The organism is Bacillus sp. UNC41MFS5 (assembly GCF_000686805.1).
The window spans coordinates 196,409-212,321 of the sequence record NZ_JMLP01000005.1 but is presented as its reverse complement, the minus strand read 5'-3'; the positions used below and the strand labels follow the sequence as shown (position 1 = coordinate 212,321).

Genomic DNA, 15,913 nt, shown 5'->3' with positions numbered 1-15,913 from the left:
CGCCTCCTTTTATTTCGCATCAAACCACGTTGGTCCGAAGGCATAATCCACTTTCAAGGGCACCTTTAATTCAAGGGCATTTTCCATCACATCTGGGACTACCTTCTTCAAAATTTCCACTTCATCCTCTGGTGCTTCAAAAATTAATTCATCATGTACCTGAAGTAAAAGCCGTGTCTTTAACCCCATGTCCTTTAATGCCTCGTCCATATCTATCATTGCTTTTTTTATGATATCAGCAGCACTGCCTTGGATTGGCGTGTTCATAGCCGTTCTTTCTGCAAAGCTTCGGATATTAAAATTACGTGCAGTAATTTCAGGAATATATCTTCTTCTTTGCATAAGGGTTGAAACATACCCTTTCTGCTTGGCTGAGTGTATAATATCATCCATATATTCTTTGACACCTGGGTATGTATCTAAATAGCGTTCAATGAATTGACCGGCTTCCTTCCTGGTTATTCCTAAGGATTGGGATAGTCCATAATCACTGATTCCGTAGACAATTCCAAAGTTAACGGCTTTTGCCTGACGTCTCATATTCGAGGTTACCTCATCTTTATTGACATGGAAAACCTCCATCGCGGTCTTCGTATGAATATCCATATCTTCTTTAAATGCCTGAATCAGCTTTTCATCACCAGCAATATCTGCGAGAACGCGAAGTTCAATCTGAGAATAGTCAGCAGCAAAAATGATCCACCCCTCTTCAGATGGAACAAAGGCTTGACGAATTTTCCGACCTTCTTCCAAACGAATCGGGATATTTTGCAAATTGGGATCAATTGAACTTAACCGACCTGTGGCTGTTAAGGTTTGTTGATATCTTGTATGGACTTTTCCTGTTTTAGGATTAATCACCTTTAACAATCCTTCTATATAGGTAGATTGGAGCTTACCTAATTGCCTGTATAGAAGGATGTATTCAATAATTTCATGATCCTCCGCTAATTTTTCCAATACATCGGCCGAAGTGGAATAACCTGTTTTCGTTTTCTTTAATGTAGGCAGGTTTAATTTTTCGAATAAAATAACGCCAAGCTGTTTCGGTGAGTTGATATTAAATTTTTCCCCAGCTATTTCACATATCTTCTCTTCAATTTCAATCAGTCTTTCATTTAGCTCTTTTCCCATTGTCTGGAGGCGTTCCTGTTCCACTTTGATTCCGCATGATTCCATATCGGCTAATATAAGCGATAATGGCATTTCAAGTTCATTAAATAACTCATATTGTTCATTTTTCCTTAATTCATCTTCAAGTTTTCCTCTTAAATCAAACATGGCAAGACTTTTACGGACAAGATGTTCCGCAAGCTTCGTTGGATCAGGGACTTTTCGTTTTGCCCCTTTCCCATAAAAGGATTCATCTGTTTGAATTGTATGTACATCAAATCGTTTCGTAATCGCGGCGAGATCTTCTATGTTTTCTGAAGGATTTATGATATAGGACGCCATCAGAATATCAAAATCGACCCCTTTTAAATGAATATCGTATCTTCTTAAAGAGACTTCAGAACGCTTGGCATCATAGACCGTCTTCTTCTTACTCTCATCCTCTGCCCATTTTTTGAAGGCCTCTGATTGTAATACCTGTTCAGTAGGAAAGTAGAAATGACCGTTTTCGTTGACGAGGGAAAAACCAATAATCTCCGCATAATGATAATTATCATCTAACATTTCAACGTAAAAATAATTGTCGTCTGCGAATAACTCTTCCGTGATTTCTGCCGGAGTTTGAAACTCAATCTCTTCCAGTTCTGGCTCATCAGCCATGTCCGGACCTTCTCCCAGCTTGTCCAATAACGAATGAAAGCCTAATTCTTTAAAGAGAGCAACTAATTTATCGCGCGTAAAACCCTCATAAGCGATTGTGTCTAAATTTACTTCGATAGGTGCTTGCCTTTCAATTGTTGCCAGCTCTTTACTCATTATTGCTTGATCTTTAAATTCTTCCAGCTTCTCTTTTAGCTTATTACCATTAACCTGGTCAATGGAGGCTAATAAATTTTCAAGCGTAGTAAACTCCTTTAAAAGTTTGATAGCCGTTTTTTCACCCACACCCGGTACACCAGGAATATTATCGGAAGGGTCACCCATCAGCCCCTTCATATCAATGATTTGATCTGGTGTAAGTCCATATTTTTCAGCGACATGTTCAGGGGTATATTCCTCAATATCTGTAATACCTTTCCGTGTAATTCCAACGGTAGTCGTCGGTGAAGAAAGTTGCGTTAAATCTTTATCTCCAGAAATCACCTTTACTTCATACCCATCATGTTCAGCACTTAATGACAAGGTACCAATGATATCATCTGCCTCATAATTCTCAAGTTCGTACCTTGAGATTCCATAGGCATCTAGAAGGTCACGGATGAATGGAAATTGTTCCGATAGCTCAGGCGGAGTTTTTTGTCTGCCACCTTTATATTCACTAAAGGTCTTATGTCGAAAGGTCGTTTTTCCCGCATCAAATGCAACAAGGATATGGCTAGGCTTTTCATCCTCAAGTATTTTCATCAGCATCATCGTAAAGCCATATACGGCATTCGTGTGAATTCCTTTATCGTTATTAAGCAAGGGTAGTGCAAAGAATGCCCGGTAAGCAATACTATTCCCATCGATAAGGACAAGTTTCTTCTTTTCCATTTATATCCACCTTCCGAAATTACCTTAAATATTTATATAGTTCGATTATAAACTCGCTTCCTTCACCCAATTCACTTCTAACACTTATATTTCCATGATGGGCTTCAATTAAATGCTTAACAATCGCTAGTCCAAGGCCAGTCCCACCAGAGTTCCGGCTTCTGTCTCGGTCGACACGGTAAAATCGTTCGAAAATACGAGGGATTTCTTCTTTACTAATTCCGATCCCCGTGTCTTTAACATGAACGCGTACCTTTTCACCGTGTTCAAGGAGGATAATTTCCACATTCCCTTCAGGCGGAGTGTAGGCCGTGGCATTGGCAATCAAGTTAATAAACACTTGTTTTAAACGGTCTAAATCACCCTGGATTATCACTTGATCTTGCTTACAAAGAAGGTTAATTCGGATATTCTTTGCTTGGGCTTTTCCACTAAGAATCGTAATCACTTCTTTTAATAGCTCGTATAAATCTATGTCCTGAATATTTAATCTGAAGCCCTGTTGTTCTATTTTTGAAAGATCCAACAGTTCTTGGATAAGGGTTTGCAGACGGTCACTTTCTTTTAGAATAATGGAAAGAAACGTTTCCAATGTTTCTTTATTATTCATGGCACCATCCATCAGTGTTTCAGTAAATCCTTTAATAGAAGTGACCGGGGTTTTTAATTCATGGGAAACGTTGGCCACAAAATCCTTCCGCATTTGCTCGAGTTTTTTAATTTCAGTTATATCATGAAATACGAGCAATACGCCTTTCCAAACATTATTTGTTCCAAGAATCGGGACACCATAAACAACAAAGTATCTTCGTTCAATGAATAGTGGAACAAGTATTTGTTTGCTAACCTTCTTTTCCGTCCGAAAAACTTCAGCTACTAACTGACAAATTTCCTCATAATCAATAACTTCATAATAAACTTTATTTAAATAATCACTAGAATTGACGTGGAAAATATCAATAAATCCTTTATTGATTAGGTTGATGTACCCTCGACTATCAATTAACACCAAACCAGCGCCCATATTTTCAATTAGTGCACTGAGCCGATCCTGCTGCATTTCTTGCGCTTTAGTGAGCTCTTGCAGGTTTTCGGCAAGCATATTAATTGATGACCCAAGCATGCCCGTTTCATCTAATTTACCTACTTTAGTTCGAGCACGGTAATTTCCTTTAGCCAGTTCAATGGCAACATTAGTTGCAGCCTCAATTGGTTTTGTATACTTTGAGGTAATTCTCACACATAAAAAAATAATAATAATGATGGCAATCCCAAGACAAATGGAAAGAACCCATAAGACTTCTATTTTAAGATGTTGAGTTAGTGACTCTAGGTAATAGCTTTTAAATAATTGACCTAACAAAACTCCTACCCCAACTAATACAATAATAATTAATATGATTAGTGAAATAAGCAGTCCTTTACGGAATTTGGTCATTCTCCCTTCGGCTCCTCCAGTTTATAGCCCAAGCCCCGAATTGTTTTGATATAGGCTGGCTTTTTTGTGTCCACTTCAACTTTTTCTCTTAAATGTGAGATATGTACATCGACTATTCTAGTATCGCCAGCAAAGTCATAATTCCAAACAGCGCTTAATAATTGATCACGAGTCATGACACGCCCTTTATTTTGAGCGAGATAAAGAAGCAATTCAAATTCTTTTAAGGTTAACTCCAACAGATTGTCGTTAAAATAAGCCTCATATTTGTCAGAATTGATTTTTAAATTACCTATTTGTAGTAACCCCGTCTCTTCCCCACTTACCTGTGCAGCTTCCGTTTGAATTTGTGTCCTTCTCAGGATTGCTTTGACACGGGCAATCACCTCTCTTGGACTGAAAGGTTTCACCATGTAATCATCTGCACCCAGCTCTAGCCCCAAGATTTTATCGAATTCATCCTCTTTAGCTGTTAACATTAGAATCGGAGTCATAATCTTGTTTTGCCTTAACTGCTTACAAACTTCCATTCCATCCATTTTAGGCAGCATAAGATCTAAAACAATGATATCAGGGGATTGTGTCTCAGCAATTTGTTTCCCCTCTTCACCATCCCCTGCTGTTATTACATCAAACCCCGCTTGCTCCAAGTTATATTGTAGTAAAGTAACAATTGACTGTTCATCATCGACAACAAGCACTCTATTTTTCATAATATCCCCCACCTTCTTTAGTTACCTCCATTATAATAATAAAGTTTGTGTATTTTCTAGTTTTACAAAACTTTAACAAAAAAAGGTTGTGAACTTCAGAATTATAATAAATATTAACAAAAGAGTCATCTTTTGAGCCAAATTTAGTCATTATTTTTAATAAAATGAGATTAAATATAAGGAAGGAAGTGGAATATGGCTTATAAAAATCGATTTGAATCTGGCGAATTATTAATTCTAAGAATTTTAAACCGACGAATTGGATTAACTGGAGAGGAACAAAAGAAGTATTTAAACCTAGAAAAAGGCTTTAAAGGTGAAACACAATTTGATGAATTAACAGAGAAGCTTGAAAGCTCGTGCCTTGTATTAAACGATTTACTGCTCGAAGTTGATAATTCCACATTTCAACTTGATTCTACCCTCATTTTCCAAGATATAATTTACCCTTTTGAGGTGAAAAATTTTGAGGGCGACTTTATATACGAACCTGATCGGCTAAAAAAAATTTACGGTAAAGATTATAAAAATCCCCTAGACCAACTGAAACGCAGCAAGTTTTTGCTCGGTCAATTGCTGAATAATTTAGGATATAAGATTCCTATTGAGGGATCCGTTGTGTTTATTAACCCCGAATTCACATTATATCAGGATTGCTGACAATCTTATTTCCCTTCATAAGATTGAATCTCCTTATACTAGGCTCCCACCTTATAACTATAATCAGCTAAAAAAGGGATTTACCTGTGTAAAATGTAACTCATTTTCACTTTTCGTCAGTAGAGATAAGATTGTGTGTAATCAATGCGGGAACCAAGAGGAAATAACATTTGCTATTTTGCGAAACGTGGCGGAAATTAAACTATTATTTCCAGATAAGAGGATTACTACAAATTGTGTATTTGAATGGTGTGGGGGCAATTTGTCTAAAAAGAAAATCAATAGGATATTATCAAAAATATTCAATCGAATAGGGCACGGTAAATATTCCTTTTATATTGATAAATAAGCTAAGTAAAACTATTTATGAAGAAGGTCAAGTTACTCATGAGGACAATCTTGACTCCTTCCTAACATTATTTGTCCTCATAAACCACTCATGAGGACAATCTTGGCTCTTTCCTAACATTATTTGTCCTCATGTACCACTCATGAGGACAATCTTGACTCTTCCCAAGCATTATTTGTCCTCATGTACCACTCATGAGGACAATCTTGACTCTTTCCAAGCATTATTTGTCCTCATGTACCACTCATGAGGACAATCTTGGCTTTTTCCTAGCATTAACTGTCCTCATGAACCACTCATAAGAACAGATTTTACTTAGAGATTCAAATTAAAAACAGTACAGTAAAAAGTCCTCAAATATAATCAAAAATTATCCAAAGCCCTGCCATGAATTTCTTCTAATCGGTGTGGCGGACAAACTTTAACCTTACCTTGAATGACGGTCTCGTTCTTTTCATTGGTTCCTACAACACTAATCACAATGGTATGTTCATCTCTTGTTACTTCAACGACTTCGAATAAAAACTCAACTGCTCCATAATGATAAACAGGTTTTGGAAAGCTGATTTCTTGGCTTAAAATATGGCTTCCAGGACCGGGTAAATATTTTGAGATGGCTGAGGTAATCATACCTGTCAGCATAATGCTCGGAACGATTGGCTTTTCAAAAGGAGTCTGTGAAGCATAATCATGCTGAATATAGAGGGGATTCGCATCGTCAGTTAATCCTAAATAAAGAAGCAGATCCTTATCTTCTATTTTTTCAGTCATAGCTAGTTTTTCACCGACAGTAATTTCTTCAATTTTACGTCCTAACCTTCTTTTTTTACCTAAAAGCAAAAAACTCTACCTCCATGTAAGCGATTCCAAATTAATACAAAGAAATTCGGGGAACCATTGTAACCCCGAATTTCTCTTTTATCCTTTTTTACGCTAATACTTGCATCACATTGCGAACGGATTCAACTGATTTATCTAGAGCAGCTTTTTCGTCAGCAGTTAATTCAAGCTCGATGATTTTTTCAATGCCATTTGCACCAAGGATAGTTGGTACGCCTAGGTAGATACCATCGTAACCAAATTCACCTTCAAGATAAGCAATAGAAGGAAGAACGCGACGTTGGTCTTTAAGGATGGCTTCACACATTTCAACTAAAGAAGCAGCAGGAGCATAATAAGCGCTTCCATTACCTAAAAGGTTAACAATCTCACCGCCGCCCTTTCTTGTGCGTTCTACAATTGCTTCAAGACGGTCTTTAGAGATTAATGTTTCTAAAGGAATACCACCCGCATATGAGTAACGTACAAGCGGAACCATGTCATCACCATGACCACCTAAAACGAAACCAGTAATGTCTTTAACGGAAAGGTTTAATTCTTGCGCAACAAATGTGCGGAAACGAGCAGTATCAAGAACACCAGATTGACCAATTACACGGTTTTTAGGGAATCCTGATTCTTTAAATACTGTGTATGTCATTGCATCAACTGGGTTGGTTAAAACAAGAATTGTACAGTTAGGGGAATACTTCACGATTTCTTGAGTTACACTTCTCATAACCTTTTGGTTTGTCTGAACTAAATCATCTCGGCTCATACCAGGTTTACGAGCAATACCAGCAGTGATCACGACGATATCTGATTCACGCGTATCTTCATAGTTTGAAGTACCAGTAATATTAGCATCAAAGCCTTGTACTGGACTTGCTTCAAGCATATCTAGCGCCTTACCTTTTGTAGGGTTTTCCATTGGAGCGATATCTACTAAAACTACATCTCCAAGTTCCTTTTGAGCTAGTAAAAATGCCGTAGTTGCTCCAGTAAATCCTCCGCCGATTACAGAAACCTTTTTACGTTTTAATGACATATAACTCTCCCCTTTAAACGTTTTTGTTGTTCTTGAACCATAAAAAGCAGGCGGGGCTATTAAAGAACAGCCCACATCTGCATCAACCCTTTACTCCATGTTCTTAATAAGCTCGCTAGCAAATTCAGAAGTTTTTACTTCTGTTGCGCCTTCCATTAATCGTGCAAAATCATATGTTACAACTTTAGAAGCAATTGTTTTTTCTACTGATTTAATAACCATTGAAGCGGCTTCGTTCCAGCCTAGGTGCTCAAGCAATAACACACCTGATAAAATAACAGATGAAGGATTCACCTTATCAAGACCTGCATATTTAGGTGCAGTACCATGAGTTGCTTCAAAAATCGCATGTCCTGTTTCATAGTTGATGTTAGCGCCTGGTGCAATACCAATACCGCCTACTTGAGCTGCAAGTGCATCTGAAATGAAATCTCCATTTAAGTTCATTGTTGCAACAACATCAAACTCACGTGGACGTGTAAGAATTTGTTGTAAGAAGATATCAGCAATCGCGTCTTTTACGATAATTTTGCCTGCTGCTTCTGCATCAGCTTGTGCTTTATTAGCTGCTTCTGAACCTTGCTCCGCTTTAATACGGTCATATTGAGCCCATGTAAAGACTTTATCGCCGAATTCCTTCTCAGCAAGCTCATAGCCCCAGTTTTTAAATGCGCCTTCAGTAAATTTCATGATATTACCTTTGTGCACGAGTGTAACTGACGTACGGCCTTCTTTAATGGCGTAGTTAATTGCAGCACGTACTAGACGCGAAGTACCTTGTTCTGAAACAGGCTTAATACCGATACCAGAAGTTTCTGGGAATCTGATTTTGTTAACGCCCATTTCATTCTGTAAGAAGTCAATTACCTTTTTAACTGCTTCTGAACCTTTTTCATATTCAATACCTGCATAAATATCTTCTGTGTTTTCACGGAAAATAACCATGTCTGTATCTTGCGGACGCTTAACTGGTGAAGGAACACCCTCAAACCATCTTACTGGACGTAAGCAGACAAACAAATCTAACTCTTGGCGTAGAGCAACGTTCAACGAGCGAATTCCTCCGCCAACAGGCGTAGTTAATGGCCCTTTAATGGCAATCAAATATTCATTAATTAGATCAAGTGTTTCTGATGGCAGCCATTCGCCAGTTTGGTTGAATGCTTTTTCTCCAGCTAAAACTTCTTTCCAAATTAGTTTGCGTTCACCTTTGTACGCTTTTTCAACAGCTGCATTTAAAACTCTCTCAGAAGCAGCCCAAATATCTGGTCCGATTCCGTCACCCTCAATAAATGGGATAATTGGATTGTTTGGTACATTTAATACTCCGTTAGTAACTGTAATTTTTTCGCCTTGCATAGTTGATTTTCCCTCCTATTATGTAAAAAAGCTACGTTATGACTTATGGAAAGGTTAGAGATGTTCATCTCTAACCTTATCATACATTCTTATTAGACCAATTATTGCAACAAAAGTAAATAATTAACCTCGTTGCTCAATTGGAACATATTTTTGCAGACCAGGACCTGTATAATCTGCACGCGGGCGGATTAAGCGGTTGTTTTGATACTGTTCAAGAATATGAGCAAGCCAGCCTGATACTCTGCTTACTGCAAAGATTGGTGTCATTAAATCATGGTCAATCCCTAAGCTGTGGTAAACAGAAGCAGAATAGAAATCTACATTAGGCGGCAGATTCTTTTCCCCTGTTACAATGCTTTCAATTTTTTCAGACATATCATACCATTGTGGTTCGCCTGTTAGTTCAGTTAATTTTTTAGACATTGCTCTTAAGTGCTTGGCACGTGGATCTCCTTTTCGATAAACACGATGGCCAAAGCCCATGATTTTTTCTTTCTTCTCAAGCTTACCACGTACATAAGGTTCAACATTTTCGAGCGTACCAATTTCTTTTAACATTTTCATGACCGCTTCATTTGCTCCACCATGTAATGGTCCCTTAAGAGCCCCAATTGCAGCAGTTACACCAGAATAAACATCAGATAATGTAGCTACGCATACACGTGCTGTAAATGTAGATGCGTTTAATTCATGGTCCGCGTGTAATACAAGCGCTTTATCAATCGCTTCAACAGCGATCGGTTCTGGTACTTTCCCAGTCAACATGTATAAGAAATTGGCTGCAAAGCTTAATTCTGGTTTAGGTGCAATTGGCTCTAACCCTTTTCTTACACGGGCAAATGTTGCAACAATCGCAGGCATTTTTGCCTGAAGGCGAATCGCTTTTTGATAATTTGAATCAGCATCCATTAAATCTGCTTTATCATCATAAATGCCTAAAAGCGAAACGGCTGTACGAAGGGCCGCCATTGGATGTACTTCTTGAATTGGAAACAACTTAAAGTGTTCAATTACTTCCTGTGGTAGTGCTGAATTTTCAGCAAGTTGTTTTTTCAATTCTGTTAACTGGTCTGCCGTCGGCAATTTGCGATGCCATAATAAATAGATTACCTCTTCAAAACTAGCATTTACAGCTAAATCGTCAATGTCATAGCCAACATAAGTGAGCGTGTCATCAATAATTGAGCTGATGGAGGAAGTTGTTGCCACTACCCCTTCAAGACCGCGTGTTACTGTCATAGTAAATCTCTCCTTCTCATTCTAAATTTCCCCATACCAGTAAAAGTGAAAAAATCCCATTGTCCATCCTTTAAATTAACTGAGCGATTGCTCGGGTAAAAAGCAAACAATTAAAATGCTATCCATGTAGGCTTAAATTAGTTAATAAGCAAATCAGCATATATATGTGGTTTATGTAAAAAAAGAAACGCTTACAAGCCTATTATAAACAATTATCAGATTTTTGTGAATGGAAAGGCTTAGAAAAGTGAAAAAAATATTATTTTACAAAAAATCTACGTAAAAAAACTAACAATTTTCATTGCAGTATAGGCGATTCCAGCACCAATTAAGGGACCAACTGCTACACCTTTGAAAATAGACACAGATAGGATTGTTCCAAGTACTAATGCTGTGGTGATCTGGGGGTCATCGGCTAGTAATTTTACCCCTCCTTTTGCAAGCATAGCGACAATCATTCCAGAGATAAGGGCAATCCAAGCATAAGAGGATTTAAATGCTCCTGTTAAGTCTTTAAAACCAATTTCTCCACTTGCAATTGGTATTAATACGGCAATGGTTATAATCGTTACCCCCCAATTGATTCCTTTCGACTGTATAAATGAGAAAGCTTTGGTATCTAATCCTCCAATTTTTAAAGCGAGGAGGACAGCAATTGCGATTAGTAAAGAACTATTTTTCGCGATAATACCTATAACTAGCAGTAATAGTAAAAATAAGACTGACTCGTTAAGCATGTTTTCACCCTTCCTTTTCGAAATTATCGTAACATAATGTCCTCCTACGAGTGAAATTAATGTTAATGTCAGCCTTCCGTTATATTCCATTAAGACTGTGCATCGAAAAAAAGTGATTGTAATATTTTTGATATGATATTTATTTGTAAAAATATGCAGATTATTTCGTAAAATGTTAAACTGGAATTACGATAATTGCTGTCAAGGAGGTTTGTCTTTGAATCTAAAGTATTTATACCGGACGATACGATTTATCATTGTCATTGGAGCAATTGTTTTGGGACTTTTGTTGTGTTTTTATTTATCAAAACTGATCTATCCATTTTTAATAGGTTTAATTATTGCCTTTTTAATTAATCCGCTTGTTGACATTTTTGAAAGAAAGGCTAGGATGCCTCGTGCCTTAGCAGTTTTTATTGCACTCATTATTATTTTTGCTTTATTTGCAGGACTTATTACACTCCTAATAGCCGAAATTGTTTCGGGTGCAAATTATTTATCTACTGTGGTACCAAAACATCTTGATACGTTAATTGAGTATATAGAGAATTATTTCACAGCGCAGATTCTGCCGATATATGAACAATTATCTAGTGTCTTTAAAAAACTTGATTCTGGGCAGCAGGGTACCATTATTAGTAATATTCAGAATGTCGGTACTAGAATTGGCACAACTGTTGGAAGTTTTATTCAAAGTCTATTCGGAATTATTCCTAATATTATTGCTTGGCTGCCGAATGCAGCGACAGTTTTAATCTTTTCTTTATTGGCTACGTTTTTTATAAGTAAAGATTGGTACCGTTTCTCGACATTGGGCGGCAAACTTTTACCAGAGAAAGCAAAAACAAGTAGCAGATCGGTTTTTATCGATTTAAAAAAGGCGCTTTTTGGATTTATTAAAGCCCAATTAACATTAATCTCCATTACAACAGTGATTATTCTAATCGGCTTACTTATCCTTCGTGTTGATTATGCAATAACAATTGCCTTAGTCACTGGCATTGTCGATATTATTCCTTATTTGGGAACAGGTGCTGTTTTTGTTCCTTGGATTATTTATGCTGCGATTGGTGGAAATATGGGGCTTGCAATCGGATTAGGCGTTCTTTACATCATAGTTCTCGTCCAACGGCAGATTATGGAACCAAAGATCCTATCATCTAATATTGGCCTCGACCCATTAGCCACACTGATTGCCTTATTCGTCGGTTTTAAATTAATTGGATTATTAGGATTAATTGTTGGTCCTGTCACTCTAGTAATCATTAGTACTCTTTATCGGGCCCATGTTTTTCATGATTTATGGGGATTTATAATGGGGAAAGAAATATAATGCTTTTAATAAAAAAGTCAGCTCCCTAACCGGAAGCTGACTTTTATTTTATTATTTTTATATTCCCTTTATTAATCTTTCTTTGCCACATTTTTATGATTAAAAATTTTATCGGCTTGCGGGTTGGTGGAAAAAGGAAGAAGAAACCGGTAACATCAGTAATAAATCCAGGTGTTAAAAGCAGTGTTCCACCGATTAAAATGCATATTCCATCTAATAAAGCATCTCCTGGAAGTTGTCCATAACTCAACTGTTCTTGTACCCTTCGAATCGTCTGCAAGCCCTCTCTCTTGGCTAAATAAGCCCCAATGATTCCAGTTAAAACAATTAGGGCAATGGTAGGCCATACACCAATTGTCTTGCCTGAAAAAAGCAGTACGCCAATATCCAGAGCTGGAATTAAGATGATTAATAGAAATAAATAACGCATAGATTGTCCCCTTTCCAAAAGGCTTAGTTTCATTATATTACGAATGGGGATCATTTTGTCAGATATAAAAAAAGAAGGGTTCCCCCTTCTTCTTTATTCAAACATTTTATAATACGCTAGCGTGACCATTGTAAATAACACCTTGTTTTGAATCAACGGTTATTTCTTGACCTTCTTTAAACAAACCAAAAGCATTTTCTACCCCTACAACCACAGGGATGCCTAGGCTTAGACCAACTACAGCCGCATGACTTGTCAATCCACCTTCTTGGGTAATCACAGCAGCACATTTTTCAAGAGCTGGGATCATGTCACGATCCGTACCAATCGTTACCAAAATGGAACCTTGCTTTACCTTATCTAAAGCTTCTTTGGCATCATGTGCGATAACCACTTTCCCAAATGCAGACTTACGGCCAATTCCTTGTGCTTTTGTAATAATATCTCCAACCACATGAATTTTCATAAGGTTCGTGGTACCAGCTTCACCGACAGGCACGCCTGCTGTAATGACTACTAAATCACCACGGTTTACTATACCGCTATTTAAGCTCGCTTCAACTGCATCATCCAGCATTTCGTCTGTTGTGGTCGCAACATTGCCAAACTGCGGGTAAACACCCCAAACAAGGGATAGTCGACGGCAAACTTGCTCAATAGAAGTTACAGCAACAATCGCTGCTTTCGGGCGATATTTAGAAATCATTCTTGCCGTGTGTCCACTTTCTGTTGGGGTAATAATGGATTTCACTTCAAGATTTAAGGCAGTGTGTGCAACAGATTGTCCAATTGCATCGGTAAGATTATGCTCTGTATCTTTACTGCGGCTTGAGAGAATTTCTTTATGATCTAATGCTGATTCTGCTCTAGAAGCAATATTGTGCATAGTTTGGACAGCTTCGACTGGGTATTGGCCTGCTGCTGTTTCACCGGAAAGCATAATTGCATCGGTACCGTCGAAAATCGCATTCGCTACATCACTTGCCTCAGCGCGAGTAGGACGTGGATTTCTTTGCATGGAGTCAAGCATTTGTGTTGCTGTTATGACAGGTTTCCCCAGTGCATTACATTTCTTAATTAACATTTTTTGAACCAGTGGAACTTCTTCAGCTGGAATTTCTACGCCTAAATCACCACGTGCTACCATTAAACCGTCTGAGAATTCCAGGATTTCGTCAATGTTATCGACACCTTCTTGATTCTCAATTTTAGGAATAATATGGATATGTGTTGCTTTATTCGCTTCTAAAAGCTGACGGATTTCTAATACGTCCTTTGCACGTCGCACGAATGAGGCAGCAATGAAATCAATTCCTTGTTCAATTCCAAAAAGAATATCTTGTGTATCTTTTTCTGTGATACCCGGCAGGTTAACAGATACACCTGGTACGTTCACACCTTTTTTATTCTTCAATGTACCACTATTTAAAATTTTCGTATGAATCTCTTTATTTGATTTATCTACGTCTGTCACTTCTAGACCAATTAAGCCGTCATCTAAAAGAATTTTAGAACCGACATGAACATCATCAATTAATCCAGGATATGTAACAGAAAACTTATCAAGGGTCCCTTCAACTTCCGTCATCGATACAATAATATTTTTTCCAGCTTGAAGCTCAATTGCACCGTTTACCATATTATTCGTCCGAATCTCAGGACCTTTCGTATCAAGCAGGATCGCCACAGTTTTCCCAGTTAGTTTTGCTGCTTCACGAATATTCTTAATTCGTGCTCCGTGTTCTTCAAAATCACCATGAGAGAAATTCAAACGAGCCACGTTCATACCCGAATTAATTATTTGAGTTAATTTTTCCACGCTTTCACTTGCTGGACCGATCGTACAAACAATTTTTGTTTTTCGTAACATCCGTGTTTTCCTCCTATATTAAAAAAGCACTTAAAGTTTTTCTTAAATTTATATTTTTAAATAGATAATTCCATCGATAGTTTATATAATTCAAGGTCTAAAGTATGTTCACGACCAAGAGCCTCAATGATGTCATAGTCCACCAGTTGATTCTTCTCAATCCCTACCGCACGACCGCCTTTTCCTTCAATCAAAAGCTCAACTGCTCTGGCTCCTAATCTACTAGCAAGGACTCTGTCTGCAGCTGTTGGCGAGCCACCGCGTTGAATATGGCCTAAGACAGATACTCTAGTGTCAAAGTTGGTTGCTTCTTCTACCTTCTTCCCAAACTCAACACCACTACAAACCCCTTCTGCTACCACAATAATACTATGCTTTTTACCACGTTCATTCCCTTTCCGAAGTTTGTCGACAATATCATCCATGTCATAACCTTCTTCAGGAATCAAAATTGTTTCTGCACCACCCGCTAGTCCTGCCCATAGAGCAAGGTCACCGGCGTTTCGTCCCATTACTTCAATGACAAAAGTTCTTTCATGAGATGTAGCGGTATCGCGAATTTTATCTAATGAATCTATCACGGTATTTAATGCTGTATCAAAGCCAATTGTAAGTTCTGTTCCAGGAATATCATTATCAATCGTACCAGGAACCCCCACACACGGAAAGCCCTGTTCGGTTAGAGCCTTCGCTCCACGGTAAGAACCATCGCCGCCGATTACCACTAGTCCTTCAATTCCATGTGCTTTAAGCTGTTCAATCCCTTTTTGTTGTCCTTCTTTTGTCTTAAATTCTGGACAGCGAGCCGATTGAAGCATGGTTCCACCGCGTTGAATAATATCGCCAACCGAGCCTAACTCGAGTTTTTTAATATTTCCAGAAATTAACCCCGTATAACCTCCATAAATACCATACACTTCTAAATTATGATAAATGGCCTTCCGTACAACAGCACGAATCGCTGGATTCATCCCCGGAGAATCTCCACCACTTGTAAGAACTCCTATTCTTTTCATAGCTATCACCTCAGTTATTTGATTAGGAAATTATGTATAAATCCATATGTAGTAAAAATAAAGGAACGATGAGTTTATAAATTACTTCTTTTATTATTTACATAAAACCCGCGAATATTTATAAAATAACACGAAGAAATAACTATAACAACCTTATGGTATTAGTAAATATAAGAGACGGAATAGTCAGTTAAATGAAAACGTTTCATTCTTACATGTAAGCGGAAACATTGGTTTTTTTATGGAATTCTGG

13 protein-coding genes are annotated in these 15,913 nt (G+C 37.8%); 2 read left to right on the top strand and 11 right to left on the bottom strand.

Translation table 11 applies throughout. The features are described 5' to 3' along the window. Window positions 1-9 precede the first annotated feature (9 nt). The 3 genes from polA to BR30_RS0101090 are packed head-to-tail and all read right to left on the bottom strand — an operon-like array spanning window position 10 to window position 4,797. The gene (gene polA / locus BR30_RS0101100) at window positions 10-2,646 is read right to left on the bottom strand and encodes a DNA polymerase I (protein WP_026563349.1); all 2,637 of its coding nucleotides are present in this window, start codon (window positions 2,644-2,646) and stop codon (window positions 10-12) included. Window positions 2,647-2,665: 19 nt separating this feature from the next. Then, on the bottom strand, window positions 2,666-4,084 hold the full coding sequence (gene pnpS, locus BR30_RS0101095; protein ID WP_026563348.1) for a two-component system histidine kinase PnpS: 1,419 nt from the start codon (window positions 4,082-4,084) through the stop codon (window positions 2,666-2,668). Continuing rightward, window positions 4,081-4,797: a response regulator transcription factor gene (locus BR30_RS0101090; protein WP_026563347.1), complete on the bottom strand. Its 717-nt coding sequence runs from the start codon at window positions 4,795-4,797 to the stop codon at window positions 4,081-4,083. The genes pnpS and BR30_RS0101090 overlap by 4 nt, the downstream gene beginning before the upstream one ends. A gap of 195 nt (window positions 4,798-4,992) precedes the next feature. Between BR30_RS0101090 and BR30_RS37605 the strand changes: the two genes are divergently transcribed. Beyond that, window positions 4,993-5,457: a nuclease-related domain-containing protein gene (locus BR30_RS37605; protein WP_051633420.1), complete on the top strand. Its 465-nt coding sequence runs from the start codon at window positions 4,993-4,995 to the stop codon at window positions 5,455-5,457. Between the two features lie 712 nt (window positions 5,458-6,169). Here the strand turns inward: BR30_RS37605 and BR30_RS0101080 are convergent. From BR30_RS0101080 to BR30_RS0101060, 5 genes are all read right to left on the bottom strand, one after another. After that, window positions 6,170-6,646, bottom strand: coding sequence for a MaoC/PaaZ C-terminal domain-containing protein (locus BR30_RS0101080; RefSeq protein ID WP_026563346.1), 477 nt, complete (start codon window positions 6,644-6,646; stop codon window positions 6,170-6,172). A gap of 88 nt (window positions 6,647-6,734) precedes the next feature. Continuing rightward, entirely contained in the window at window positions 6,735-7,673 is a 939-nt protein-coding gene (gene mdh / locus BR30_RS0101075; protein ID WP_026563345.1) for a malate dehydrogenase, read from the bottom strand. Window positions 7,674-7,763: 90 nt separating this feature from the next. Continuing rightward, window positions 7,764-9,032 (bottom strand): NADP-dependent isocitrate dehydrogenase, encoded by a 1,269-nt coding sequence (gene icd / locus BR30_RS0101070; RefSeq protein ID WP_026563344.1) that lies wholly within the window; start codon window positions 9,030-9,032, stop codon window positions 7,764-7,766. A gap of 123 nt (window positions 9,033-9,155) precedes the next feature. Further along, the gene (gene citZ, locus BR30_RS0101065; RefSeq protein WP_026563343.1) at window positions 9,156-10,274 is read right to left on the bottom strand and encodes a citrate synthase; all 1,119 of its coding nucleotides are present in this window, start codon (window positions 10,272-10,274) and stop codon (window positions 9,156-9,158) included. Between the two features lie 275 nt (window positions 10,275-10,549). Then, a complete protein-coding gene (locus BR30_RS0101060) occupies window positions 10,550-11,011 on the bottom strand; it encodes a DUF441 domain-containing protein (protein ID WP_026563342.1) in 462 nt (153 codons plus the stop codon). A gap of 217 nt (window positions 11,012-11,228) precedes the next feature. Between BR30_RS0101060 and ytvI the strand changes: the two genes are divergently transcribed. Continuing rightward, entirely contained in the window at window positions 11,229-12,344 is a 1,116-nt protein-coding gene (gene ytvI, locus BR30_RS0101055; protein ID WP_026563341.1) for a sporulation integral membrane protein YtvI, read from the top strand. 43 nt (window positions 12,345-12,387) lie between these two features. Here ytvI and BR30_RS0101050 read toward each other — a convergent pair whose 3' ends face one another. From BR30_RS0101050 to pfkA, 3 genes are all read right to left on the bottom strand, one after another. Next, complete coding sequence (locus BR30_RS0101050; protein ID WP_026563340.1) at window positions 12,388-12,774, bottom strand: FxsA family protein; 387 nt, start codon at window positions 12,772-12,774, stop codon at window positions 12,388-12,390. A gap of 106 nt (window positions 12,775-12,880) precedes the next feature. Next, window positions 12,881-14,644, bottom strand: a complete 1,764-nt coding sequence (pyk, locus tag BR30_RS0101045; protein WP_026563339.1) for a pyruvate kinase — start codon at window positions 14,642-14,644, stop codon at window positions 12,881-12,883. A gap of 56 nt (window positions 14,645-14,700) precedes the next feature. Continuing rightward, window positions 14,701-15,660 (bottom strand): 6-phosphofructokinase, encoded by a 960-nt coding sequence (pfkA, locus tag BR30_RS0101040; RefSeq protein ID WP_026563338.1) that lies wholly within the window; start codon window positions 15,658-15,660, stop codon window positions 14,701-14,703. Window positions 15,661-15,913: the final 253 nt, after the last annotated feature.